At 46.1% G+C, this 25515-nt stretch carries 20 protein-coding genes; 11 read left to right on the forward strand and 9 right to left on the reverse strand.

From position 1 onward, the window contains the following. Positions 1–47: 47 nt before the first annotated feature. A complete protein-coding gene (locus tag AC27G9_RS06395) occupies positions 48–1775 on the reverse strand; it encodes a DEAD/DEAH box helicase (RefSeq protein ID WP_487072244.1) in 1728 nt (575 codons plus the stop codon). 224 nt (positions 1776–1999) lie between these two features. On the opposite strand from AC27G9_RS06395, the gene prsT reads away from it, so the two are divergent. Then, positions 2000–4780, forward strand: a complete 2781-nt coding sequence (prsT, locus tag AC27G9_RS06400) for an XrtA/PEP-CTERM system TPR-repeat protein PrsT (RefSeq protein WP_487072246.1) — start codon at positions 2000–2002, stop codon at positions 4778–4780. Between the two features lie 51 nt (positions 4781–4831). Here the strand turns inward: prsT and AC27G9_RS06405 are convergent, their stop codons facing one another. Beyond that, the gene (locus AC27G9_RS06405; protein WP_487072248.1) at positions 4832–5647 is read right to left on the reverse strand and encodes an ion transporter; all 816 of its coding nucleotides are present in this window, start codon (positions 5645–5647) and stop codon (positions 4832–4834) included. Positions 5648–5722: 75 nt separating this feature from the next. Between AC27G9_RS06405 and AC27G9_RS06410 the strand changes: the two genes are divergently transcribed. Beyond that, complete coding sequence (locus AC27G9_RS06410) at positions 5723–5902, forward strand: hypothetical protein (protein WP_487072250.1); 180 nt, start codon at positions 5723–5725, stop codon at positions 5900–5902. 70 nt (positions 5903–5972) lie between these two features. Here AC27G9_RS06410 and tolC read toward each other — a convergent pair whose 3' ends face one another. Beyond that, positions 5973–7367: an outer membrane channel protein TolC gene (tolC, locus tag AC27G9_RS06415; protein ID WP_487072252.1), complete on the reverse strand. Its 1395-nt coding sequence runs from the start codon at positions 7365–7367 to the stop codon at positions 5973–5975. Between the two features lie 253 nt (positions 7368–7620). On the opposite strand from tolC, the gene nudF reads away from it, so the two are divergent. From nudF to parE, 5 genes are all read left to right on the forward strand, one after another. Beyond that, positions 7621–8253 carry an ADP-ribose diphosphatase gene (gene nudF, locus AC27G9_RS06420; RefSeq protein ID WP_487072254.1) on the forward strand — a complete coding sequence of 211 codons (633 nt, stop codon included), beginning with the start codon at positions 7621–7623 and terminating at the stop codon, positions 8251–8253. Positions 8254–8276: 23 nt separating this feature from the next. Beyond that, positions 8277–8717, forward strand: coding sequence for a DUF1249 domain-containing protein (locus AC27G9_RS06425; protein ID WP_487073629.1), 441 nt, complete (start codon positions 8277–8279; stop codon positions 8715–8717). After that, on the forward strand, positions 8718–9464 hold the full coding sequence (locus AC27G9_RS06430; RefSeq protein WP_487072256.1) for a metallophosphoesterase family protein: 747 nt from the start codon (positions 8718–8720) through the stop codon (positions 9462–9464). After that, entirely contained in the window at positions 9464–10051 is a 588-nt protein-coding gene (locus tag AC27G9_RS06435; protein ID WP_487072258.1) for a YqiA/YcfP family alpha/beta fold hydrolase, read from the forward strand. The genes AC27G9_RS06430 and AC27G9_RS06435 overlap by 1 nt, the downstream gene beginning before the upstream one ends. 77 nt (positions 10052–10128) lie before the next feature. After that, complete coding sequence (gene parE / locus AC27G9_RS06440) at positions 10129–12021, forward strand: DNA topoisomerase IV subunit B (protein ID WP_487072260.1); 1893 nt, start codon at positions 10129–10131, stop codon at positions 12019–12021. A gap of 29 nt (positions 12022–12050) precedes the next feature. Here parE and AC27G9_RS06445 read toward each other — a convergent pair whose 3' ends face one another. The 5 genes from AC27G9_RS06445 to AC27G9_RS06465 form a co-directional block, all read right to left on the reverse strand. Beyond that, positions 12051–13073, reverse strand: a complete 1023-nt coding sequence (locus AC27G9_RS06445; protein WP_487072262.1) for an acyltransferase family protein — start codon at positions 13071–13073, stop codon at positions 12051–12053. A 61-nt stretch (positions 13074–13134) separates the two neighbouring features. Next, positions 13135–14028: a TolB-like translocation protein gene (locus AC27G9_RS06450; RefSeq protein WP_487072264.1), complete on the reverse strand. Its 894-nt coding sequence runs from the start codon at positions 14026–14028 to the stop codon at positions 13135–13137. A 167-nt stretch (positions 14029–14195) separates the two neighbouring features. Beyond that, positions 14196–16244 (reverse strand): glycoside hydrolase family 97 protein, encoded by a 2049-nt coding sequence (locus tag AC27G9_RS06455; RefSeq protein WP_487072266.1) that lies wholly within the window; start codon positions 16242–16244, stop codon positions 14196–14198. Between the two features lie 84 nt (positions 16245–16328). After that, on the reverse strand, positions 16329–18263 hold the full coding sequence (locus tag AC27G9_RS06460) for a HAMP domain-containing methyl-accepting chemotaxis protein (protein WP_487072268.1): 1935 nt from the start codon (positions 18261–18263) through the stop codon (positions 16329–16331). Positions 18264–18402: 139 nt separating this feature from the next. Beyond that, positions 18403–18906 (reverse strand): Lrp/AsnC family transcriptional regulator, encoded by a 504-nt coding sequence (locus AC27G9_RS06465; protein ID WP_487072270.1) that lies wholly within the window; start codon positions 18904–18906, stop codon positions 18403–18405. Between the two features lie 213 nt (positions 18907–19119). Here AC27G9_RS06465 and AC27G9_RS06470 point away from each other — a divergent pair, with 213 nt between their 5' ends. From AC27G9_RS06470 to AC27G9_RS06485, 4 genes are all read left to right on the forward strand, one after another. After that, complete coding sequence (locus AC27G9_RS06470; protein WP_487072272.1) at positions 19120–20397, forward strand: purine-cytosine permease family protein; 1278 nt, start codon at positions 19120–19122, stop codon at positions 20395–20397. Between the two features lie 10 nt (positions 20398–20407). Further along, the gene (locus AC27G9_RS06475) at positions 20408–21979 is read left to right on the forward strand and encodes a hydantoinase/oxoprolinase N-terminal domain-containing protein (RefSeq protein WP_487072274.1); all 1572 of its coding nucleotides are present in this window, start codon (positions 20408–20410) and stop codon (positions 21977–21979) included. Then, positions 21976–23058 (forward strand): S-methyl thiohydantoin desulfurase family protein, encoded by a 1083-nt coding sequence (locus tag AC27G9_RS06480; protein WP_487072276.1) that lies wholly within the window; start codon positions 21976–21978, stop codon positions 23056–23058. The genes AC27G9_RS06475 and AC27G9_RS06480 overlap by 4 nt, the downstream gene beginning before the upstream one ends. Before the next feature lie 173 nt (positions 23059–23231). Further along, positions 23232–24974: a bifunctional lysophospholipid acyltransferase family protein/GNAT family N-acetyltransferase gene (locus AC27G9_RS06485; protein ID WP_487072278.1), complete on the forward strand. Its 1743-nt coding sequence runs from the start codon at positions 23232–23234 to the stop codon at positions 24972–24974. Positions 24975–25008: 34 nt separating this feature from the next. On the opposite strand, the gene AC27G9_RS06490 is transcribed toward AC27G9_RS06485, so the two are convergent. Then, the gene (locus AC27G9_RS06490) at positions 25009–25500 is read right to left on the reverse strand and encodes a nuclear transport factor 2 family protein (RefSeq protein WP_487072280.1); all 492 of its coding nucleotides are present in this window, start codon (positions 25498–25500) and stop codon (positions 25009–25011) included. Positions 25501–25515: the final 15 nt, after the last annotated feature.

Below are 25515 nucleotides of genomic sequence, written 5' to 3' on the forward strand. Positions count from 1 at the left end.
TAAAGATGCATTTATATTCTGATTTGGAATAAACAACCCAATGGGCTTTAGTTGCGCTTCTTATCTTTACGACGACCAGGAGGGGTGTCTGACCACTCTCTAATCGACATGCGCTGCCCGCTTACGCGAGTATTTTGTAGAATGTCCTTGGTCTCTTTAGGCATACCCATAGGTAAATCCACGGTACTGAAATTATCGTAAATTTCGATAGCACCTATGTGTTTACTGTTGATATTGGCTTCATTGGCGATAGCACCGACAATGTTGCCAGGCTTCGCGCCGTGTGAATGGCCAACGTCAATACGGTAGCGCTGCATGCCTTCTTCCGGCGCGCGTTTGCCTTTCGGTGTTCTACCTCGGCGACTGTCTCGACCATCACGGCCGTCGCGACCACCTTGGTTGCGGCGATCACGAGAATCACGAGGTGCTCTCGCATTGAGATCTGGACTGTCTTTTTCGTTAAGTAACAGCGGCTCATCACCCTGCGCAAGCTTCACTAGCGCTGCAACTAGTACTTCTGGTGACGCTTCTGAAGCTTCTTGAATCATATCGACGATTGGCATCAACGATTCAATTGAGTCGTCGTTACACGCCTCTACAACCGATTGTTTGAATTTTTCCAAACGATTTTCGTTAACTTGGCTAACCGAAGGGATTGGCATCGCTTCAATGGTTTGTTTGGTTGTTTTCTCAATGGCAAACAACAAACGCTTTTCGCGGTGAGAGATGAATAATATGGCATCTCCACTGCGTCCTGCGCGGCCAGTACGACCGATGCGATGGACATACGATTCAGTGTCGTAAGGAATATCGAAGTTGATAACGTGGCTTACGCGCTCGACGTCCAAACCTCGAGCAACAACATCAGTAGCGACCAGAATATCTATCTTACCTTGCTTCAATCGCTCAACAGTGCGCTCACGAGCATTCTGTGGGATATCGCCGTTTAATGGCTCAACGTCATAGCCACGAGCACTGAGTTTTTCAGCCAATTCGACTGTCGCAGTCTTCGTTCTGACGAAAATGATCATGCCGTCAAAAGGCTCAACTTCCATGATACGGGTCAAAGCTTCTAATTTGTGGTGGCCTGCAACCTGACAATAGCGTTGTTTAATGGTGCTAGCTGTACTGACCTTTGACGCGATTTTAACGTACTTGGGTTCAGACAAATAACGGTCGGCGATCTTTTTGATTGGCCCCGGCATTGTCGCGGAGAATAACGCTGTTTGGCGTTCTTCAGGCGCGTGACTAAGGATTAGCTCGACGTCATCGATGAAGCCCATACGTAGCATTTCGTCTGCTTCGTCAAGCACCATGAATTTAAGATCTTTTAATTTCAGCGTACCGCGCTTGATGTGATCAATAACGCGGCCTGGCGTACCAACGACAACTTGAACGCCGCGCTTCAACTGGCGAATTTGGTTGTCATACGACTGACCACCGTAGATAGGCAATACGCGAATCTTCTTAGAGAAGCTTGCATAAACCTGAAATGCTTCAGCGACCTGAATTGCCAACTCACGAGTAGGAGCCAATACCAACAATTGCGGAACATTCTCTTGTGGATCGATATTGGCAAGCATAGGTAGGGCAAACGCAGCTGTTTTACCTGTCCCCGTTTGGGCTTGACCCAATAAATCATGACCCTCGAGTAGCAAGGGTATACTTTCTGCCTGTATCGGCGATGGTTTCTCGTAGCCAACCTTTTCTAACGCTTGTAAGATAGGTTCTGGCAGGTTGAGTTCTTTAAATGTCACTTCGACGGTCGTGGTCATTAATGATCCTGATGAGTTCGGCGGGTATGACTAGTCTTCTAGCCAGCTGATATTGCAAAACCTATATTATATTCGATAACGGCCACAGTTGCTATGAATTGGTTGATTTACGAGGTATTTAACCTTTTTTTGTGGTGTTATCATGAATTTAATCCAAAATAAGTGAGTAACGTGACCGCGAATTAGCGGTACTCAACTAAGGGACAGAGAGGCAAAACGGTAAAATGATAAAACTAAAAAAACAAAATCGACGCGTTGTTACCGCACTGAGTTTAGCCATTGGAGTGGCATTGGCTGTTTCTGGTTGCAGTAAAGCCACGCCTGAATCTCATGTATTAGAGGCTCGCCAGTACATCGACGCTGGTGATGTGCCCGCTGCCGTTATCGCTTACAAAAATGCTGTACAACTTGCCCCACAAGATCCAGCTATTCGCTTTGAATTAGGGCAGCTCTACATCGAATCTCGTGATTTCGCCAGTGCCGAAAAAGAGTTGAACAAGGCGCTGGAATTGGGTCACCCCGCAGGTCAGGTTGTCCCTTTGTTGTCTTTAGCTTATCAACAAACTGGGGCTGAAAATGCCCTCGCGTCAATGGATACGCAAGGGTTGTCATTGACGGCGGTTGAGCAAGCCGAAGTCAACTTTTACAAGTTACAAGCATTAGTACAGTTAGAAAAGGATTTAGAAGCTCGCGTATTAATAGAAGATACCGAAGCATTGGATACATCATCGGTATACAAGGGGCTGGTATCTTCTTTTAAGGCGGTGCTGGACGAAGACTACGAGCGGGCATTGGAACTCACGGCTTTACTTCGTGAACAGGCCCCGCTTAACAAAGACGTGATGCTTCAATATGCACGATTGTCTTTGTTTTTGAGTAAACCTGAGCAAGCTATTGATGTTTATCGTAATTACGTCAAGACGTACCCCGACGATATTCAAAACAAATTTACGCTGGCCGCATTGTTGGTTGAGCAGCAACAATTTAGCGATGCCGAAGTCTATGTCGATCAATTACTGGCACTGAATGATTTACATCCGTTACTCAACCAATACAAAGGCTTCATTCTTGCTGATGAGCAAAATTACGAAGGTGCATTGCAAGCTTTTGAGACAGCAATTCAACAAGGTAGAAATGACCCCGCGCTGTGGTTGACTGCAGGTTTTAGTGCTTACCAACAACAAGATTACCCAGCAGTGATTCGTTATATGTCGATGATCGCATCCGAGTTACCAGAAAATCATGCTGGGCTGCGAATGTTAGCTGACGCTCAGCTTAAAGAAGGGCAAAGCGATTCAGCAACCTCAATTCTCAAACGTATCACAGGCAAAGGTGATGGCGATGCTTCCTTGTTTTCTATGGCAGGCTATCAACTGGTCAAAGAAGGCAAGCTCAAAGACGCACAAAGCATGATTGACCGTTCAAGTGAAGTCAGTACAACGGCAGAAGATCTCGCTAGACTCGGGGTGTTGCAGTTATCAATGAACGATCTCGACGGGCTAGTAACCTTAGAAGATGCGGTGGGGAAAAGCGAAGAAAATGCGAATCTTCGCCGCATTCTTGCACAAGCTTACTTGTCAGGTGGGCAGCAAGATAAAGCGCAGGAGCTCATTGTCAAATGGCAACAAGATGAGCCCAGTGATTACACGCCTTGGCTACTTGAGATGCAATTGGCATTGCAAAACCAAGATAATGCCAAAGCAGAGGCCGCATTAGCCAAAGCCAAAGCCATGGCGCCCGACAGTGAAGATGTTAAATTTGCTGAAGTTAACTACGCGATTTCTCAACAAGACCTAGATAAAGCCTATAGTTTGAATCGAGAATTACTTAAGGCACAGCCGAGTAATTTACTCAGCTTAGCGGTGCAATACGCCATAGCTAGGGAGCAAGGTGACACCAAAGCAGCGCTTGAGGACTACAAAACGCAATACACTAATGCGCAAGATAACTTAGGGTTGCGCCTTGGCTACGCAAAGGCTTTGTTGGTAGAAGGGCGCAGTACTGAAGTCGCTGAACTCTTGCTGCCTATCGAAGGTGATAGAACGACGCAAACTGACTTTTGGTCAGTAAAAGGGCAAGCACTATTACAAACCAATCAGCTACGTGAAGCAGAAGCGCATTACAACAGCTGGCTGTCCTACTATCCAAGTGATCGCAGCGCGGTTTTGGGTAAGTTATTGATTGATGATGTACAAGGCAAATTCGAAGATGCCCTTGCTTTAGTAAGAGCAACACGAGCCCAACGTCAGGATACTCAATTTGCATTACTAGAGGCACACTTTCTGGCCGTAACTCGAAAAGCAGATGAGGCACAGCGTATTTTGGATGCGCAAGATGAAGGGGTATTGGCGTTGCCTTTCGTTAAGGGAATTTCTGCCAGATTACATATTCTCAAAGGCGAGTTTGAAGCGGCTATCGGCGATGCTATTGCCAACTACGAGGCGAACCCTAACACGCGTAACATGGCTATCGTGTTAACCGCTTACGAAGGGGCGAATCAACAGCAAAAAGCCTACGAGTTTTTAGCAAAGCATACAGAAGCGGCACCTGAGGACACCGCTGCTTTGATGTTGTTTGCTGAACGAACACTGCAAAAACAACCAACTGACGCGATTGAAATGTACAAAAAAGCGGTTGAGCAAACCCCTCGTAACCATATTGCCTTTAACAACTTGGCATACTTGCAATTGCAAGAAGGGCAATTTGATGACGCGCTGCAAAGTGCAACACGAGCGGTTGAGTTGCAACCTGCAAACCCTGATACCCTGGATACGTTAGGGCAAATCCAATTGGCGATGGGTGATATGGAAGCGGCTCTGAAAACCTATGAAAAAATCACAGATATCGTGGCGGTGCGGAATGAAGAAGTTTACGTTAATTACATCGAACTCTTGTTAAAATCAGATCAACGCCGTTTAGCAGAGCGTAAGATCAAAGACCGAAGCCTTACCCGCCCCGATATGGCACAAAGATTGGAATCGCTCAAACGAGAGTACCAGCTGTAGCAAAAGGTGTAACCTATCAAAAAAGGAGGCTAAGCCTCCTTTTTTGATAGGTTAGTCTGCCTTGTATTGGCGAAGCTGGTTAACTTCATGGCGCAGCGATTTCAGTTCAACCATTACGTCATTGAGAGTTGGTTCGTGATTTTCTTGTGCCTCTGCTTTACGCGCCTTTTCATTCTCTTGTTCCATCACATTGACAACAATGCCAATCACCATGTTTAAAAATGCAAAAGCGGTAAAGAAAATAAAGGTTAAATAATACAACCAACTGATTGGGTAGACTTCCATGGTTTCGTACATTACGTCTGTCCAATCTTCGAAGGTCATCACTCTGAACAATGTCAGCAGTGAAATTGTAATATCGCCCCACAACACAGGGTTTATCGTTTCGAACAGGGTGCTGCCAACTGCCGCATAGATGTAGAAGATAATAAACATCAAGAGCATGACGTAGCCCAGTTGTGGCAGAGCTTTAACGAGTGACACCAGCAATATTCTCAGTTCTGGAATGATAGATATCATTCTGAGCACTCTAAAAACCCGAACCAATCGTGCGATTAAGGCAAGATCGGTATTGTCGGCAGGAATCAAACTGACCAGCACAATGAGTGTATCGAACAGGTTCCAGAAGCTTTTGAAGAAATTCCGCTTTATTGGCTCTGCCATAAATCGAATCGAAATTTCGACCAGAAAAAAGGCACTGATAAACCAATCTAGCAGTAGTGTGATAGAACCAACTGTAGGTGGCATGTCATACGTTTTTGCGCCAACTAATAGTGCTGAAACAATGATGACGCTGATAACGAATAGCTCAAACATCTTGTTTGAACGTATGCGTTCGAATTTGGCTTGAAGTACGCTTGCTTGCATATTGAGTAAAAGTTGTGTTTACGTTAGTTATATGGCTATACTTGTCGGGTTAATAACCACCAGAAAGTGTGTATCATGGATGACTCTATTCGTTCTTTGCAAGGAAAATTAGAAACTGTAAGTAAGCAACTAACAGAATTTTCCCCTACGCGAACCCAAGCTGTTCAGCTTAAAGAAGAACTAGAATCCATCTTGTCTTTGATTGCTCAGATGAAATCAGAGTCAAATAGTGCGCCATTTGCGGTTGGAAAATAGCTAGCACAGTTAACGAGATACAAAAAAGGGGCGTCATTTACTATGACGCCCCTTTTGCATATCTACAGGGTTACTCAGCTGCTGCTGATAGCCCTCTGTTGATCATTTCTACGTCACTTTTGTTCAAGTTACCAGCTGCTTGCTTAAGGCTAACAACGGCTTGAATGAAGTCGTAACGCGCGCCAGCTAAATTACGGCGGGCATCAAATAGGTTACGCGTGCTTTCTAGTACGTCTACGATTGTACGAGTACCAACATCAAAGCCTGCTTCTGTGGCTTTCAGTGCACTCTCTGCTGAAATTACAGCTTGCTCGAGAGCGCGGATAGTAGAGATTGCCGCACTTACGTCGTTGTATGAACTGCGAACCGAGCGCACTGTTTGACGGTGAGTCAGCTCAAGTGTCTCAGAAGCAGCAACATAGTTATGGCGAGCTTGTGCCGAGTTAGCGCTTACTCTGCCGCCTAGGTAAATTGGGACATCAAGCTGAATACCAATAGACTGGTTGTTCAGTTTTGGGATGTCTAGGTCACTGCCGTCCGCTGCTCCGCCGATAACGGTAGTATCGGTTTGGCCGTAGCTACCATTTAGAGAAAGCGTAGGGTAGTGGCCAGAAGTGGCAATGTCGATATCTTCTTTGGCAATGTCTTTAGCGAAACGCTGCGCCAATAAGTCTAGGTTTTGCTCTTCAGCCATGCTCAACCAATCGGTTACCTTTTCAGGTGTCGGACGGTCAGCACTGAATTTATCCGTGTCGAGTATTGATAAATCTTTGTGGTACTTACCTGTGATCTCACGCAGCTCTTCAAGGCGCAGTTCGAACTGGTTTTCTGCGCGGATTTCTTGAGCAATGGTGTTGTCGTAGTTTGCCTGCGCTTCGTGTACGTCGGTGATAGCGGTTAAGCCCACTTCGAAACGTTGCTTGGTTTGTTCAAGTTGGCGTTCGATTGAGCGCTTCTCTGCTTTGATAAACTCAACATTATCGCGCTCGCGCAATACTGCAAGGTAGGCAGTAACCGTTCTTGAAATGAGGCGTTGAAGTTCGGCAGAGTAGGTCACTTCACTTTGTTGAGCGACGAGTTCTGCACGGTTTAGACCTAACCAGTTGGCGTGGTCGTATAGCGACATTTGTAAGTTAGCGTTTAGGCTAGTTGTTGTCGTTTCGTTTTCGAATACGAAGAAGCCAGCGAATACATCAGGTGTATCTGGATCGTTATCGTCGTCAACTGTGATCGGGTTAGTGTTGTCACGAGTACTTCGCGTGTAGCCCATGCTCGCAGAAATTTGTGGCAACAAATTTGCTCTGCTTAATGCAATACCTTCAAATGCAGAGTCGCGGTTTGCTTTTGCACGATTTACAACAGGATCGTTTGAAAGCGCTTGTTGATATACTTGCAGTAAATCGTCAGCCATGGCAGTGGCAGTAAGGCCCATACCTACCAGGAACGACAATAGTGTTCTTTTCATGTTTATGCCTTTAATGATGTCAGCAAACCCATCTTTGGGTTCTTCAGGTCTTTCAGTGTGTATAAATTATACTGCTATTCAACAGCTTATTGTGGTAACAGTCCTTGTACAAGTGTAACAGAATATGTTGCACTTGAAGTACGCTCCCCAATTAGCGAAGCGTGTAAACTTGGGGCGATACCTAAAATTTACAAGTAATTTGTAGTAAATTTCTGACAATAATACTCCCAAACTCATTGCAAAGAGAGAGTGAATGAGCACCAAAATTCAGCGTTTTAACTCATCTGATGTAGAAATTATACATAAAACCCCAGTATATACAGGGTTTTTTAAAATGGTTAAGTATGAGCTGCGACATCGACTCTTCGATGGCGGGTGGAGTCGGCCTTTTCAGCGCGAAATGTTTGAACGCGGCCATGCTATTGCGGTACTTCCTTATGATCCAGCCACTCAAGAATTCGTACTGATCGAGCAGTTTCGCTTGGGGGCGATGGCAACATCAAATACACCTTGGTTAATTGAGGTGATTGCAGGCATTATCGATGAAGGTGAGGATGCCGATGACGTTTGCCACAGAGAAGCGCAAGAGGAAGCGGGAATTGAGTTGACTCATTTGACTAAGGCGCTGAGCTATTTATCTAGTCCAGGTGGAACCACTGAAAGGTTGCATATCTATGTCGCTCAAACCGATGCCACCAAAGCAACTGGCGTCCACGGCCTCGAATACGAATCTGAAGATATACTTGTCCATCGGGTAAGTGAGAATGACGCATACGAATGGTTACAGAGTGGAAGAATTGACAACGCAGCGGCCATTATTGCGCTACAATGGTTTTTTATGCATAAGTCATCCTTGCTTGCCCAATGGCAACCAACGGTGAAATAACGAAGATATACAGGTAAGCCCAAATCGTGAAATTATCATCGCGAAAATATGTCCCCCATCTCCCTACAATGCAAGCGCTGTGCGAGCATAATTACGCTCGATTGCTGCGTTTGATGCCGGACATAGATCCAGATGACAAAAGCTATCGATTTCGGGTGACCAAGCATCAAGAATACAAAATCCAAATTCTTGAGACAGCGAGGTTCACAACCACGTTGGCGATCTCCCAAACCAGTGCAAAAACACCGCAGTTTTTGAAGCCAAAAATGACAGTGCAGATGTACCACGACGCCCGTATGGCAGAGGTCATTAGCAGCCAAAATACCGGAGCCTTCGCGGCGAAGTATGACTATCCCAATGCGAAAATGCGCCAGCCAAATGAAAAACACATGATTAACTTATTTTTGGCTGAGTGGTTGCAGTTTTGTTTGACGCTCAAGTCTGAGAATCTATCCGAAACCTAGATGATTCACCCTGTAAAGCTCTACCAGATTAGCGATTGCCACTTGTTAGCCAGTAGGCAACGCACCGCATATGGCGACATCAACCCCTACGATACACTTCAGGTAGTATTGCGAGATATTGCACAATATGACCCTGATGTGGTGCTTGTCACAGGTGATATTAGCGGCGATGATAGCGAAGCAAGCTATCAACATTTTGTTACATTGATGTCGAGTTTTTTACCCGACACACCTTGGTACGTCATTCCAGGCAACCACGATAATAACCCGTTTTTTGATAAGTACTTGGCTTCACGGTTTTTGCCATTAGAAAATGGTGTGGCAGTTGGACCTTGGATGCTTTGGGGAATCGATACGCGAGGAAAGGGGGCAAAAGGCCAAATTACGGCATCAACACTTGGTGAGCTGAGCTCTCGAGTTGCCCCGATATCTGACGCCCACCATCTGTTGGCAATCCATCACCATCCCATTGCGACAGCCAGTTGGATGGACAAACATTACCTTGATGGCGCAGATCAGTTTCTTGATTGGTTGGCCCAACAGTCTCAAATTGAGCTTGTGATGCACGGGCATATTCATCATGCTGTAGAGCACAAGGTCGACAATAAATCGATAGTGTCCTCGCCATCAACATGCTGGCAATGGGCAATGCAAAAAGCATTCGGCTTAGCGGATGATAGACCGGGATACCGACAATTTACGTTACATACTGATGGCCGATGGCAATCAGAAGTCAGGAGGTGCTAATGAGCGCAGTGTTATACCTACATGGATTTTTGAGTTCACCAAAGTCAGTTAAGGCGCAACAAACTCACGCCTTTTTCCAACAACATTTTCCCAATGTTGAATTAGTTGTCCCACAATTGTCTAACTACCCGTCTAAAGTTGCTGAGCAGTTGAATACGTTGCTCGAAGAGAAACCGCAGTTATTGGCCGGTGGCCTGAAAGTCATTGGCAGTTCAATGGGGGGATTCCTTTCAACCTGGCTGGTTGAAAAGCACGGAGGAAAGGCGGTTATTGTCAATCCCGCGGTCAAACCGTACGAACTACTAAGAGGGTACTTAGGTGAACACGTCAACCCCTATAGCGGTGAGTCATTTACGCTCGTTGAAAATGATATGACGTTTTTAAAAGCGATGGATACGCCCGTTTTGAAAGCACCAGAGCGATATCACGTTTTATTGCAAACCGGTGATGAAACTTTGGACTATCGACAAGCGCAAACTAAGTATCGCGAGTCGAGCTTGGTGATTGAAATGGGAGGAGACCATAGCTTTGTTGATTACGATCAGCACTTACCCGATATCGTTGCATTTTTAGGCGTACAAGGATAATTGCTCAGCTGCCTTTGCCCTGTTACCATCGAGTTAACCACAGCATCTCGGCTTTACGACAACAATAATATAAAACTATGTCTGATAAATATAATTCTGATGCGATTGAGGTCTTAAATGGCCTTGAACCCGTACAACGCCGCCCTGGCATGTATACCGATACCCAACGTCCTAACCACTTGGGACAAGAAGTCATCGATAACAGTGTGGATGAAGCACTGGCGGGGTTTGCAAAAAATATTAAAGTGATACTTCACGTTGACCAGTCATTGGAAGTTGTTGATGACGGCCGTGGTATGCCCGTTGATATTCACCCTGAAGAGGGAATATCTGGCGTCGAGCTGATTATGACGAAGCTTCACGCGGGTGGGAAATTCTCGAATAAGAATTACGCTTTTTCTGGCGGCTTACACGGTGTAGGTATCTCCGTGGTTAATGCCTTATCGACTCGCGTGTCGGTTTCGATTCGCCGAGATTCAAATGTGTATCAGATAGCATTTGAGAATGGCGACAAAGCCGAAGACCTGCAAATTGTCGATACCTGTGGTAAGCGCAATACGGGTACCAGCGTGCACTTTTGGCCGGACCCTCAGTATTTTGATAGCGCAAAATTTTCGGTAACCCGACTTAAACACAATTTGCGCGCGAAAGCCGTTCTTTGCCCAGGACTGCGCATTAAGTTTGAGGATAAGAACACAAAAGAATCCATCGAGTGGTATTACGAAGATGGGTTGCGAGACTACCTATACAGCTCGGTCAAAGAATACGAAACCTTACCTGACGATACACCATTTGTAGGCAACTTTTCAGGCAACTCAGAAGCGGCAGATTGGGCCGTAATGTGGTTACCTGAGGGCGGCGAATTGGTTACTGAAAGCTACGTAAACCTGATCCCGACAGCTCAAGGTGGTACGCATGTCAATGGCTTACGTCAAGGTTTACTTGAATCAATGCGCGAATTCTGTGAATTCAGAAACCTACTGCCACGTGGTGTGAAACTCACGCCAGATGATATTTGGGATCGCTGTGCCTATATTTTGTCAACGAAAATGCAGGATCCGCAATTTGCAGGGCAAACGAAAGAACGCTTGAGTTCAAGACAAGCCGCGGCATTTGTTTCGGGTGTAGTTAAAGATGCATTCAGTCTGTGGCTAAACACGCACACTGACATCGCAGAATCCTTGGCCGAAATGTGTATCAGCAATGCTCAGCGTCGTTTGCGCCAAGTGAAAAAGGTCGCTCGCAAAAAAGTAACACAAGGGCCAGCACTACCAGGCAAGCTGACCGATTGTGCGTCTCAGGATATCAACCACTCTGAGCTCTTTTTGGTCGAAGGGGATTCAGCAGGAGGCTCTGCCAAACAAGCACGTGACAGAGAGTTCCAAGCCATTATGCCGCTGCGAGGCAAAATCTTAAATAGCTGGGAAGTTGATTCGTCACAAGTGTTGGCGTCTCAAGAAATTCACGACATTTCTGTAGCATTGGGAATCGACCCCGATTCCACCGATTTATCAGGCTTGCGATATGGCAAAATTTGTATCCTAGCGGATGCAGACTCGGATGGTTTGCACATAGCCACATTGCTGTGCGCTTTGTTTGTTAGACACTTCCGCACTTTGGTAGAGCAAGGCCACGTTTATGTCGCCATGCCGCCCTTATTCAGAATAGACGTCGGTAAAGAAGTCTTTTACGCCCTCGATGAAGGTGAAAAACAAGGCATTTTGGATCGTATCGAGGCTGAGAAAAAACGCGGTAAAGTTAACGTTCAACGCTTCAAAGGATTGGGTGAAATGAATCCAATTCAGTTGCGTGAAACCACCATGGATCCGAACACACGTCGGCTAGTTCAGCTAACCATCGAAGACGCTGATGCCATGATTGAAATGATGGATATGCTGCTCGCTAAAAAGCGGGCCGGTGATCGCAAGCAATGGCTCGAGAGCAAAGGTGATATGGCTGAAGTGGTGTAATCACTTCACAACAAACATACAAAGGCAGCTTAGCTGCCTTTTTTGGTTTTGATAAATGCTTTTCTCAATGCTGTTGCACAGGGCTTTTCGAAACCGTAAAACGTGATGCTTGCCACGCCAATTGAAGCCACTAAGGCAGCGACGAGTTTAGTTTCTATTGCGAGTGGAAATTGATTTATCACCTCTATTATCGGCATGTGCAACAAGTACAAAGAGAACGAGATTTTTCCTAAAAAATCACCGATGGGATTGGCGAGAAGAAGGTTGTTATCTGGCACTAAAAATACTACGCAAAAAAAGACACAGCTCATTACAAACAAGACTTCAAAGCTCAGCCACATTTTTCTTACGGCATCTGAGGTGACAGGTGTGAGTTCAGGAAACAACATTGGGATGAGTAGCAACGCCAGTACATATCGATGTTTTTTCATATACGCAGGCACGTTAAAACTCGCATAGTGCATACCCATTACCATTCCGACAAAAAAGAAAGGCAAGCTTCGCAAGCTCTGAAACGCGTTGTAACTGACTCCGTTAATCTCGCCGTACAGTCGAGGGTAGTTGGTTAAAAACAACAGTATCATTGTTGCTGCAATCAGTGCGTAAACATAGCCTTTCCGGTGGGTAACCAGTGCCCATAAACCTATGAATATGATGTAGAAATGGATTTCTGGAGGAATACTCCACAGCACGCTTTCGCCGCGCATAAACAACAAGTGTGATAACAATTCGGGCACAGTGTTAATGGCATATAAACCAGAGAGATTATTGACTGACAGCAGGTAAGAGAGCATGACTACGGCGATATAGAGCGGCAGTACTCTCGCCGCTCGTGCTACAAGGTAGGCGTGAATATGCACTTTTTCAAACGGTCGAGAAGCGTAAAGGTAAGCCAGTAAAAATCCACTCAGAATGAAAAACAACATGACGCCATATTGGCCCGTGCCGCCCCCAAACAAACCATCGAGCCAATGGGTGATATCGCTGAAATGTGTGACGAAAACAATCAGGGCAGCCAGCCCTCTTAGGCTATTGAGTTTTCTAATTTCCATATCGTACTTCTTGTTGTTTGGGCTAACAATTATCAGGTTTGCGGCAATGGAATCAAGACGTTTATTGTCTTATCGTTGACTGTGCTTTTAGGTTTTGAATAACAACGGCATCAACCCAGAAGATATCAATATTTGGAATTTCCTCGATTTCGCCCTTGTGATTTACCCATTCAAAATTTCCTTGGTTGCGTGAAAAGAATAGGTATTTACCGTCGGGTGTTACTTTTGCACCAAATTCTGCCGCTGGGGTATTGATGTCTGGTCCCATTTCAATCGCTCGCCCCCAAGTGCCATCTGCTTGTTTGAAGCTAATAAACAAGTTGGCGTTACGAACATCGCTATTTCGTTGACCATCCCAGATGATGTAAGACTCATCAGGTGCGATAAAAGGATGAGCGTTGTATTGGCCAGTGTTTATTACATCGGGAAACGGCATTGGGCGCTGTCGTTGGCCATCGTTTAACTTCGAATAATACAAAAGGCCATCAGCACCTTTTGACGCGTCATCAAACGCGTAGGTGCCATTGAGCGATGCCGTTAAGCTCATGATGCGATAGGAATCAAAGTCTGAATTGAGTGATTTTATGGTTGACCATCCATTGGCGGTTTTTTGCATGAAACGCTTGCCCAAGTGCAGCGTATTGCCGTCGGGAGAAACAAACGGATGCCCGACGCGAGGCGAGATAACACGGGTCTTTAATTGGTTGTTTTCGTACGATAGGGCAACAAATTGTTGAGTCATTGATTTGGCTATCTCGACTTCTCGTACAAAATAGTAAGTCGTCATATCTTGAGAAAAAGCGCCGTTCATTTCCCAGTTATTAGTCGATACTGTGCCTGGGGCAAATACTTGTGGCGTTTGGTCGGGTATCGATTGTCCGAAAAACGTGTCCGGTGATGCGGCTAAAATGCTTAATGAGGTAAAACCGAACAACAAAGCGGTAAGTGTTTTCATTTAGGTGTCCTTTGAAGCGAAATGAAAGTGAAACATTGGCAACAAAGTGACGGATTAGAGAGTAAATAACCTGACGTCAGCGTGAAATTTCGCTGATATCTCGATGAATGAGTGGAAATCTACAGTAAGAAAAGAGTGGCTACTCTATCTGTAGCCACCTTTTGGGATTATTTGAGGGGAATGAAGCGAATAGCAACGCCGCCGCTCGTCGCCATTTTTAATGTCAGCTTGTCTTTGGCGGTAACCGTTTTTTCGACAATATCGATGTCATACGGATTGGTTTTCCAATCAGCTTTGTCACCATCTTGGTATATTTGAGCACGGTAAGCCTGGCCGTCCTTCAAAAAATCCAATGTCACGTCGACCGTTCTGGCTTTTTCGTCGGTAATCGCACCCAAAAACCACTCTTGTGAATCTCGAGCCTGACGTGCAAAAACAACGTAGTCACCGACATCGCCCGCTAACGCTACGCTCTGTTCCCAGTCCGTCGGTACGTCTTGAATGAATTGGAATGGCGCAAGGTTGGCTTCATAGTGCTCTGGTAAATCTGCAGCCATTTGTATCGGGCTGTACAGCACAACGTATAACGCGAGTTGTTTCGCAAGAGTGGTTTGTACGCGATTTTCTGCGTCCAAACCTTGATAAGCGAGATTGAAAATACCCGGTGTAAAGTCCATAGGACCAGACAACAAACGGGTATAAGTCAGCATTACCGTATGCTCAGGCGGGTTGGGGGGCGATCCCCAAGCATTAAACTCTTGCCCTCTTGCTCCTTCGCGCGCCAGCCAATTAGGGTAGGTTCGACGCAGTCCGGTGTCTTTTATAGGTTCATGTGTGTTGATACTAATGTTGTATTTTGCCGCCGTTTTTACACTGTGTAGATAGTGATTGACGGTGAATTGACTATCGTGCCACTCATTGCGGATTTGACCCTGTTCGTCGATGCGTTTAACACCACCGCCGTCAGCAACATAACCTGTCTTAATTTGCGCAACACCGTGGTCTGCATACAGTTGGTATGCCGCCTCCATTTGGTTTTCATAGTTGCTAACTGAACCCGAAGTCTCGTGGTGCCCGATAAGCCTCACGCCTTTTGTTTTGGCGTAATCGGTGACGGCTTTGATATCAAAGTCGGGATAGCTTTGGGTGAAACTGAATACGTCACCATTGTTAAACCAACTGCCATCCCAGCCGATGTTCCAGCCCTCAACTAATACGCCATCAAAACCGTATTTTGCGGCAAAGTCGATGTAGCGTTTGGTATTTTCGGTAGTGGCACCGTGCTTATCGCCGCTGCCCCACGATTCAACACCCAAATGCATTCCCCACCAAATACCGACATATTTACCTGGCTCTACCCAATCGACATTACCCAATTTGTTGGGTTCGTTAAGATTGAGTATCAGTGAAGAGTTGAGTAAACCTGGACCATCTTTGGCAATTTGCAAAGTCCGCCATGGGGTTGTAAATCCGCCATGGGTTTTCACCTTTAAGCCATCACTGCGTGGTGCGAGGTCTGCCACCAATACACCGGGGCGCTTTTGGTCAAGAGACATAGAGGCAAAGTCGACAAGTGCGGCTTCATGCACACTGACGTTAATGCCAGAGTCGAATGTCATCGTTAAGGGAGTATGAGCGCGATCAATGTCAGTAATGGGCGTTTCATTGTAAATATATTCGTATCGATTCCAGCCACGAGAGGGTATCCATAATGCTTCGCCTTTGCTGGCGTTGGGGATTCTAAATTCAGTTAACTCTCCCGTTATAGCGATAGATGTTGATGGTACTTGATGGTTTTCGTAGCGAAAGCCGACACCATCGTCGAACACGCGAAAACGAATAGTGTAGTCAATACTTTCGCCAGATTCAGAGTTCAGTTCGAAGGCAAGTTCATTGTGCTTATCTTGAACTATACGGCGTTCACCCCAAGGTTGTTCCCATGAACTGTTCACCTGATTGGTTGATGTTTTGCCGATGCTAAGCGGCTTTAGAAACGCATCAGAATGATTAAAGACCAGTCCCATTTTGGAGTGTTCGATTACGGCCTTTCCATCGTATTCAACCCAATAGTGAATTTGTTTCGCATCATCCGATACGTAGACTTTGATGTTGCCATCGGGAGAGCCGACTTCGACGGTTTTGGCCATGACCGCACTGCTCATTAGCGTGAATAAGCTGGGCACTAGAATTTTGGATACTGACATTGATACCTCCATTTATATGTAAACAGGAGGTTAATGATTGTCTAGCGCTGAAACAATCAACTGCATACGTATTCACAATGTCATCCGACCCTGAGTTCAAACTTTGAAGTTATCTACCAGTGTTTGCAATTGCGCGCCTAAGCTAGCCAATTCCTCACTGGATTCAGATGACTGCCTCGCTGACATTTTGGAGTCCGTCAGAGAGCTGCTGACCGATTCCAGTTGATGTACCAGCGCATTGAGGTGTTCTCGTTTAGTGTCAGTCGCTTCACGAATAGTTTGATTACTGCTATTGGCTGCGCTAATGAGATGTATAGCATTAGCCAATTGCTGTTGCATATCACAAGAGGATTTCGCCACGTCATTGGCAACAGTAAGGCTCTCATCAATGGTCTGTGATGCTTTTTTACTGATGGTGATCACGCTGTTGATCGATGATTCAATTTCTTCTGTCGAACTTTGTGTGCGCTGTGCGAGTGTTCTGACTTCATCCGCTACAACAGCAAATCCTCTCCCCGCATCTCCCGCTCTTGCGGCTTCAATGGCGGCATTTAACGCCAGTAGATTGATTTGCTCAGTGATAGAGTTAATGATGGTAAGTACTTGGCCAATGCGGTCGCTATCGTGGCTGAGTTGTTCAATGACCTCTTTAGAATTACCTAGGTTAGTTGCCAAGCTGGTGATCCCTTGCACTGATGACACGACAGCGGCTTCCACTGTGGACGCTTCCCGACTGGCTTTATCAGTGGTTTCCATTGCATCGTTTGAGCGACACGCTACGTCACTATCTGCCGCGACCAGCTTGTCTTTTATTTGTGTGGCATTATTGACTGCTGCAGATTGGGCACTGACGGTATTGCTGGTTTGCATCGACACAACCGAAAGCTCCTCTGAGGCAGAGCCAATCTGATAAGCCGCGCTTTGAATTTCACTAACCAGTGTTTGAATTGAAGAGATAAATTGATTGAAGTATTGGCTCAGTTCGGCAATCTCATCTTTACCCACGGTGTCCAAACGTTGGGTCAAATCGCCTTCGCCATGGGCGATGTCTTTTAACATGTTAGTAGTATTGCGAATAGGGCGTAAAATTCCTTGTGCAATAACAACGGAAAATCCGATACCAAATAGGGTCGCAATCAATGTCAGGCTCATCAAAGTCGACAAGGTGTTTGACACAGTCACTTCCACTTCCTCGCCTTTGTCTTCCAGCGAATCAAATACGCTATCGCTTAAGTCCCCGGCGAGTGCCGCCATTTGCGGGCCGATAGTATCAAGTAGCGCTACGTTGTCGATTTTTTGGTTGGCTGCGTCGACTAACGCACCGAAGCTTTCTCGGTAAGACAATGCATCTTGTAAAAGTGAGGGCTGCAACGCATCGATTGCTTGCGACTGAGAAATCACCTTGTCTAAAATCTGTAACGCTGCAGTGTATTGCGCCTCGGAGCTGTCTTGCCGGTATTTAAACACGGCTAATCGGGCTGCCAGCATTTGCGTTTTTATATTGTCTAAGGCGACTTTAGTCGGTCCGCTTTTCTGGGATATCAGAGTGTCGAGAGCTGCAATAAAACGCGGCCCAATAACATTTAACTGTTGGTTCTGGATGGTATCAATTTGATTTGATGCGGGTACGACTTTCGTGAAAAAGGTTTGTGTGTATTGCGCTTTCAGTTCGTCTATTTGCGTCAGAATCTGTTGGCGTTGAGGGTTTTGAATACTCGGTTTGGTCTGAGTTAGCGTCGTATCAAATTGTCGAGATCGCACTTCAAAGTTATCTTCATTGATAGAGCTACCTAGTCTTGCGTAGTCCTTTACGGCCAGTCGCATCATAAACAAATGTTCCAATAATTCGGTTGCGGCGCCGGCGTCAGGGGCTAGATCTCGAGTGATCCCTTGAACTTCTTGGTCTAACTGATCTAATCGTATGCTGCTCAGCACACCAATGGTGATTGTCAGCACTAATAAAACCGTGGGCAGCGCAATCAACTTTTTGCTGATTTTATACTGACTCAAAAACCGGATTAGACTTTCCATGGCATTACTCTTTTATACTAAAGTCTAATATTGGTACTTGGCTATTTTTGAGTTAGATCATTTTGATATACATAAATATAATATTTTTTTGATATGTTTCTGTTTTGCAAAGACTTATTTAATTGCCATTTTGGTCGCGCTATTCAACCCATTTGAGCTTGTCCAGAGGATAGCCCAAATACCATTTGGTGCGAGCCAGAACCGGGCGGATTTCGATGTGCTGAATGCCGAGTTCTGATTTGCTGCCTAACATGTCGCATGTGCTGTTCAGGTCGTTGAGGTTAGGAAAGCATGTAAAGGAAATATAATCTTTCTCACCACTGATCCGCATACAGTCCATAAACTCTGGAATTGCCTCAATGGCCTTTTCAAATCGTTTTTGATAATCCCCTGTATTCTTTACTAAGGTAAACTCAACATAGGCGAGTACGTGTTCACAAATACGATCTAGGTCCATTTCGGTGTGGAAGTTAAAGAAGTAACCCGCTTCTTGTAGGGCTTTTTTGCGCTGAAAACACGCACTGGGTGACAGCCCAACTCTGTCGGCTAAATCTTGGTTGGATATATCCGCCTCTTTGTGAATCAACGCGAGAATTTTCTTGTTGTAACTGTCCAGCTTTATGGTTTTTTTTGAGGAACTCATGGCGCACCAAAATTGATTGTATTCATAACGTGCTTATCTCTATTGCATTTGTGAAGCTCAGAATCAGAGGGGTAAGCCCATGCATGCGGCAAAAACAAATACGTCATACAGACTGTAATTCAAAAGAATCTTTTTTAAAACCGCCACATATCGATGAGATATTTAGCGTTATCTTACTTACACTGGGATGATTCATAGCAAAGGGAGTCTCTGGTGGAACCACCATACGAAATTGAATCTAGCCCTGTCACCGACAACGAGCTAGTCCACTGGGCGCGCGTTGCCTCTGTCTCTGCCATGGTGTCATTTTCGATACCGACATTCATGACGGGTATCGAGCTGTTTGCTGGTATGTCGGTAAAATCTGCGCTTTGGGCTTTGTTTATCGGCGCTTCCTTGCTCACGGCTATTGGTGGCTTCATGGGCTGGATGGGCGCTAAAACAAGAAAGAGCGCCTACTTACTTGTGAACGTTGCCTTTGGTCAACGCGGTGCCAGTGCTCTTAACTTTTTCTTTTCTCTGTCGCTAATAGGCTGGTTTGGATTGAATCTCGACTTATTTGCGGCCTCAGTCAATCAGGTCCTCTTTGCGACATTGGGGCAGGGCATAGATGACTGGATTATAGAGGGACTCGCTGGTGCGCTAATGATTGGCACCACACTAGTCGGATTTGGCGCAATCAATCGCTTGTCTGTATTGTTAGTACCCATCATGGTCGCCGTAGCTATTGGCCTTGCTCACATAGCGACAACCCAAATGACCCTTGTTAGTTTTATCGATCAGCAGTTACCCGAAGGGTTGAGTGTCAGTGCTGGGGTTAGCTTGATTGTCGGTGTCATTATTATCGGTGCCATTATCTTGCCGGATATCACGAGGTTTAGTCGACAAACCTCGGGCGGCGTTCATACTGCATTTTGGTCGTACTTTGTTGCGCAATCTTTGGCCATGATTATCGCAGGCTATGCCGCAGTCGCCTTGCTGCAAAATGATATCTTATCGTTACTACTGGCGATGGGTATCGGAAGCTGGGTACTGATTGTTATTGTCGCGGGCAGTTGGATACTCAACTCATTAAATTTGTACAGTGCGAGGCTAGCAACGTCAGCGAGTTTGAATGTCGATCGAGAGAAAACCATTACACTTGCACTGGGTGCCTTGGGAACTGTCGCCGCCTTCGCTAACATTCTCGATTACTTTATTGATTTCCTCTCCATTTTGACGGCTGTTTTCGTACCCGTTGCCGGTATTGTAGCGATGGATTTCATCTACTTTAATCGCAAGGCTTATTTCGAACAGTCTTCGATAACTCAGAAAGTGAATTGGCCTGCGATCGTTGCTTGGGCTTTTGGGGCGTTTTTCGCTATTGCAGCTCCTCACTACTCGATACCTTCATTGACCAGTATCGCGGCACTCGATGCAATTTTTGCGTCGGCTAGTTTGTATTTCGTATTGATGAGGTGGCGAGACAAAGCTCGTCACCCAAGTTTGTGAGGAAAAGTGTATGCGTATTGGTATCGATGTCGGCGGAACCCATACCGACTCAGTATTGATGGACGGTGACCGCGTTCTAACTGTCAATAAATCGTTGACCACTAGTGATGTGGCCAGTGGTATTCGCGAATCTATTGAAGTGCTTTTGCAGCAAAGTGGCGTCTCACAATCAGCGGTTGAAGCGATCATGATAGGCACAACTCAGTTTACCAATGCCGTAGTCGAACGCAGGCATTTGAGTGAGGTCGCGGTCATCCGCGTCGCGTTACCCAGTGGCAAAGGCTGTGCGCCTATGTGTGATTGGCCGGAAGACCTGTCTCAGATGATTGGCGAGCACGTGTATGAATGCCATGGCGGCTATCTCTATGACGGCCACCCTGTTGCCGCTATTGACCAAACTGAACTGGATGCCGTTGTTGCCGACATCAAGGCGAAAGGGCTCAGTGTGGTAGCCATCTCATCGGCATTTTCGACCATGAACGCACAACCGGAAACGCTATTATGGGAGAAGCTAAAAAAGGCGATTCCAACAATTCGTGGAACCTTGTCTCACCAAATAGGGTCGTTGGGTTTACTTGAGAGAGAAAATGCTGCCATTTTAAATGCGGCGTTACTGCCTTTTGCTGACCGCGTTGTTGACGCATTTCAATCATCCTTGAAAGCATACGGTTTTCAGTGTCCCGTTTTTATCAGCCAGAACGACGGAACTTTAATGAACGCCGAGTTTGTGCGACGTTTTCCCGCGTTGACGTTTGCCTCTGGACCAACCAATTCACTGCGCGGAGCTTTCAAGTTAACCGGAATGGAACATGCCATCGTTGTGGATATTGGCGGCACCACATCGGATATCGGTGTATTGCAAAATGGCTTTCCTCGGCAATCTAATGTGGTTGTTGATGTCGGGGGCGTGAGAACCAATTTTAGAATGCCAGATATTAAGGCACTAGGCTTAGGAGGGGGCAGTTATGTGTCGACAGACGGGTTACAAATTGGCCCACAATCAAGCGGTCATAACTTGGTACAGGAAGGCTTAGTGTTTGGCGGTAACCGCTTAACGGCAACCGATATAGCCGTAGCATCGGGCGGAGCGAACGTTGGCGATGAGAGCAATCTCGAAAACGTATCCCAATCCACAGTAAAAACGGCATTGCAAACAATGCAGAACATGTTGGATGAGAGCATTGAAATGATGAAACCTAATGCTGACCCTGTTCCTGTTATCCTCGTTGGAGGCGGCGCTATTCTGATACAAGGTGATTTATCCTGTGCCTCCCAAGTGTTAAGGCCTGAAAATGCCGGTGTTGCGAATGCGATAGGTGCTGCAATTGCTCAAGTCGGGGGCGAAGCTGAAAGTTTAGTGTCTTACGCCGAGCTGGGGCGTGAACAAGCGATCGCCATAGTAAGAGAACAAGCCATAGCGCGCGCAATAACGGCTGGGGCTGAGCCCTCATCAATCGCCGTAACCGAAGTGGAAGAAACCGATGTGCCCTATATGGATGGCAATATGCACAAAGTAAGAATCCGAGTGATTGGCGAGCTTTCCATTTTCAATACGGCCAAGACAACAGGTGAACAAGAATGAATACACTAGACGTGAAAGACCTTGATGCTTTGTGTTTGGGCTCTGTATTTTTGGCAACAGGCGGAGGCGGAGACCCGTATTTACCGATGCTAATCACCAAACAGGTTTTGAAAACTCATGGGCCGGTTTCGTTATTGTCTGTCGATAGCATAAAGGACGACGCTCATGTAGTAGCAATTGGTGCGGTTGGGGCACCCACTGTGAGTCTTGAGCTATTGCCATCAGTCGATGAAGCCAGCGCGACTCTCGATGCCTACGAAAAACATGTTGGTCGCGAGATTGATGTCGTGGCGCCATTTGAAATTGGCGGGGGAAATTCACTGCTGCCGATCATCGCAGCGGTGACTAAAGGTATTCCGGTAATCGATGGCGATGGTATGGGCAGAGCTTTACCTGAAGCGCAAATGATGACATACGCCATTGCGGGGGCGAAGCCCACTCCTGCTGTGGCCAGAGATTATGCGGGTAATCTGGCGACATTCGAAACCGACACAACTGCGACATACGAGCGTCATATTCGCAGTTTTGCAATGACGGCAGGAGGAATGATCACCGCTGCGGAACATCCCATGCGCGGTGATTTTGTTAAACGCGCCATTATCCCCAGTACACTGAGCTTTGCCGTGACGTTGGGCAAATTGCTGCAGCGTGAGAAAGGCAATGCCGAAAACATGTTGCCTCACCTAGTGAGTTTGTTCGAGGAGTCGGTGTATGGGCCTTGCCGACTACTCTACACGGGCAAAGTGACGGATAAATCAACTCAGATTATCGGCGGCTATGATGTAGGTAGCGTTACCGTTAAACCATTTAGTGGTGCGGGCTCGCCGATGACCATTGCGATCAAAAATGAATATTTGATCGCTAGTGTAGATTCAGATGTCGTTGCCAGTGTGCCTGATTTGATTGTTATTGTGGACTATGAAACTTCGACACCAATTAACGCTGAACGCCTGAAATATGGCCAGCGGGTTGCCGTTTTTGCGGTGGGCTGCCCCGATTTCTATCGCCAACCCAGCGCGTTGGATGTCGTTTCACCAAGAGCATTTGGTTTCGACGTTGACTATCATCCCTTGACTTAATGTATGCAAGCTATGGCCTTCAAGTGATTTTTGTCAGTCAAATTCAGTCTACCCTTGCATTAGCGGGGGGACTTTTGTCATAGTGTCTGCACAATAAAAATGAAATAGAAATCGAAGTGTTACGGTCGATTAGCTCGACACCAATACCGATTTTTTTACACCGCGATATCACTATGACTCAAGCTTCTCGACGACTGTCTCTCGTCAGTTGGTTAGCCACACCGACGACGCCATTTTACAAAAAAGCGTTACTTCGCATTGTTGACTACATTATCGGCTTAAACAAAATGGATCGGGTTTTTCAAGACGGAAAACTCGAGGGGCTAGATGCTGAATCTTTTTGCGCACGTGTCATGCAGTTATTAGACATCCGTCTTGATGGTACCGAAGCGTTTAATGCCGTGCCAAAGACCGGGCCCGCAGTCGTGGTAGCCAACCATCCTTATGGTGGGATCGAGGGCGTGGCCGTGCTTGGCGAAATGCTCAAGCAGCGAAAAGATGTGCGCGTCTTCGTTAATCGGGCATTAGGGGTATTTGAAGAAATTGCTCCCTATTTTATCTTTACCAACCCACTCGCTACCAATGCGAGAGGAAATGCTAAGTCACTGAAAGAAGCCAAAAAATGGTTGTCTAGCGGTGGGGTGTTGGTGATTTTTCCTGCCGGCAGGGTCAGTTACCCTCAACACAACGATCACGTGACCGATCACCCTTGGAATCGAATGGTCGCAAGTCTTGCAAAGCAAGCTGAAGCGCCCATTTTGCCGGTATTTATTGGCGGGCAAAACCGACCTATCTTTTATGCATTGGGAAAAATCTATTTTCGCTTTCGAATGTTGATGTTGGTGCGTGAAATGCTAGCGAGTGGCGGCAAAACGATTAACTTTAAAAGCGGAGGCTTAGTGGAAAATTTACCTGACTTTATGTCTGCCCAGCAGCAAACGGATATGCTCAATGTACTAACCTATGCGAATGCTCAGGATAACCTGTACAGATGGGCAGAAGATGAAAAAACGACATTTGAGCCAATTGCTGAGCCACAACAGCCAGAGGATCTCGAAACTGAAATCGCGGCACTACCAGACGAGCAACACTTAGTCAGTTTCAAACATTATGATGTTTACTATGGATACTGGCACCAGTTACCGCATTGCATTGCTGAAATTCAGCGCTTGCGTGAAGTGGAGTTTCGCCGACATAAAGAGGGCAGTGGCAAGCCCCAAGACGGTGACGACTTTGATAAAACCTATACGCAATTGTTCATTTATGACAAGCAAGCAAGGCAAATTATTGGTGCCTATCGTATGGGACAAACGGATAACCTCACGTCGAAAGATGGCGTTGCGGGCTTGTATTTGTCGCGTATGTTTAATTTTGAAGACGGGTTTATCAATCAACAACACCCGTGTTTAGAAATGGGCCGTTCTTTTCTGATTGAATCCCAACAGCGCAGTTTTCACGGCTTGCTATTGCTGTTTAAAGGTATTGGCCATTTTGTTACCAAACACCCTGAATACCAGACGTTGTATGGTACAGTGTCATTGAGCAAAATGTACCAACCCTTATCGGTTTACTTTATTCAACGTTTTCTTATTAAAAATGGCGACCACGTGTCGGCGAAATGCACGTTTGACCATCCTCGATTTGAAGAGCTTGAGCAATACTTGGTCACTCATGGTGGAGACATTGACAGTTTAGATTGGGTGATTTCACAACTTGAACCTGACGGTAAAGGCGTGCCTGTGCTGGTAAAGCAGTATCATAATTTAGGGGCAAAGTTTCATTGTTTGGGATTAGACCCCAATTTTGCTCAGACGCCGGGGTTGTTGCTCAGTGTTCATCTACCTACCGCGCCAAAGAAGTTGTTAAAAATGTACCTAGGCAAGGGGCTAGATGGGTATTTGGCAGCAAATCAATAAATGAAATCGCGGATTCACACCCGCGATTTAAATTCTATTGTTGGTAAGCTCGTATTTGCTGAACGATATCTTTAGCCAAATCATTGGGTAAGGGAATCGTTAAATGATATTGCATGATTTTCCAGCCGTTTTCTGTCAGTACGAGCACACCTGTTCCTCTGCATTCACCATAACTTTGGTTATCTAGCATTTCATCAAACCACGCCACTTTGCCGTCTGCGCTTAATTGAACGTGGCGGTCTCTGGGGTGGTAGGTCCAGCCCGTCCCCTTTGCAAAATAGGGGGAAGCAAACTGTTCAAATTGTGCTTTAGTCCATCGTTCGCTGCCATCAGTACCAATGAAAACCGCATTCTCTGCGAGTAAGCCGAAGTAAGTTTCACCATCGGCTTCACTGGCTGCTTGGTGAAATTGGTCCAAAGCCTTGGCTATTGGAGTATTTGTAGGCGTTTGCGCATTAGTGTTCATCGCTATACCGAGCGTTAGGCATAGGATAAGTAAAATAGTGGTGACTCGGGTAATGAGCATTTCTGTTCTTCCTGT

Source organism: Alteromonas sp. 5NS40-0096, from assembly GCF_057544385.1.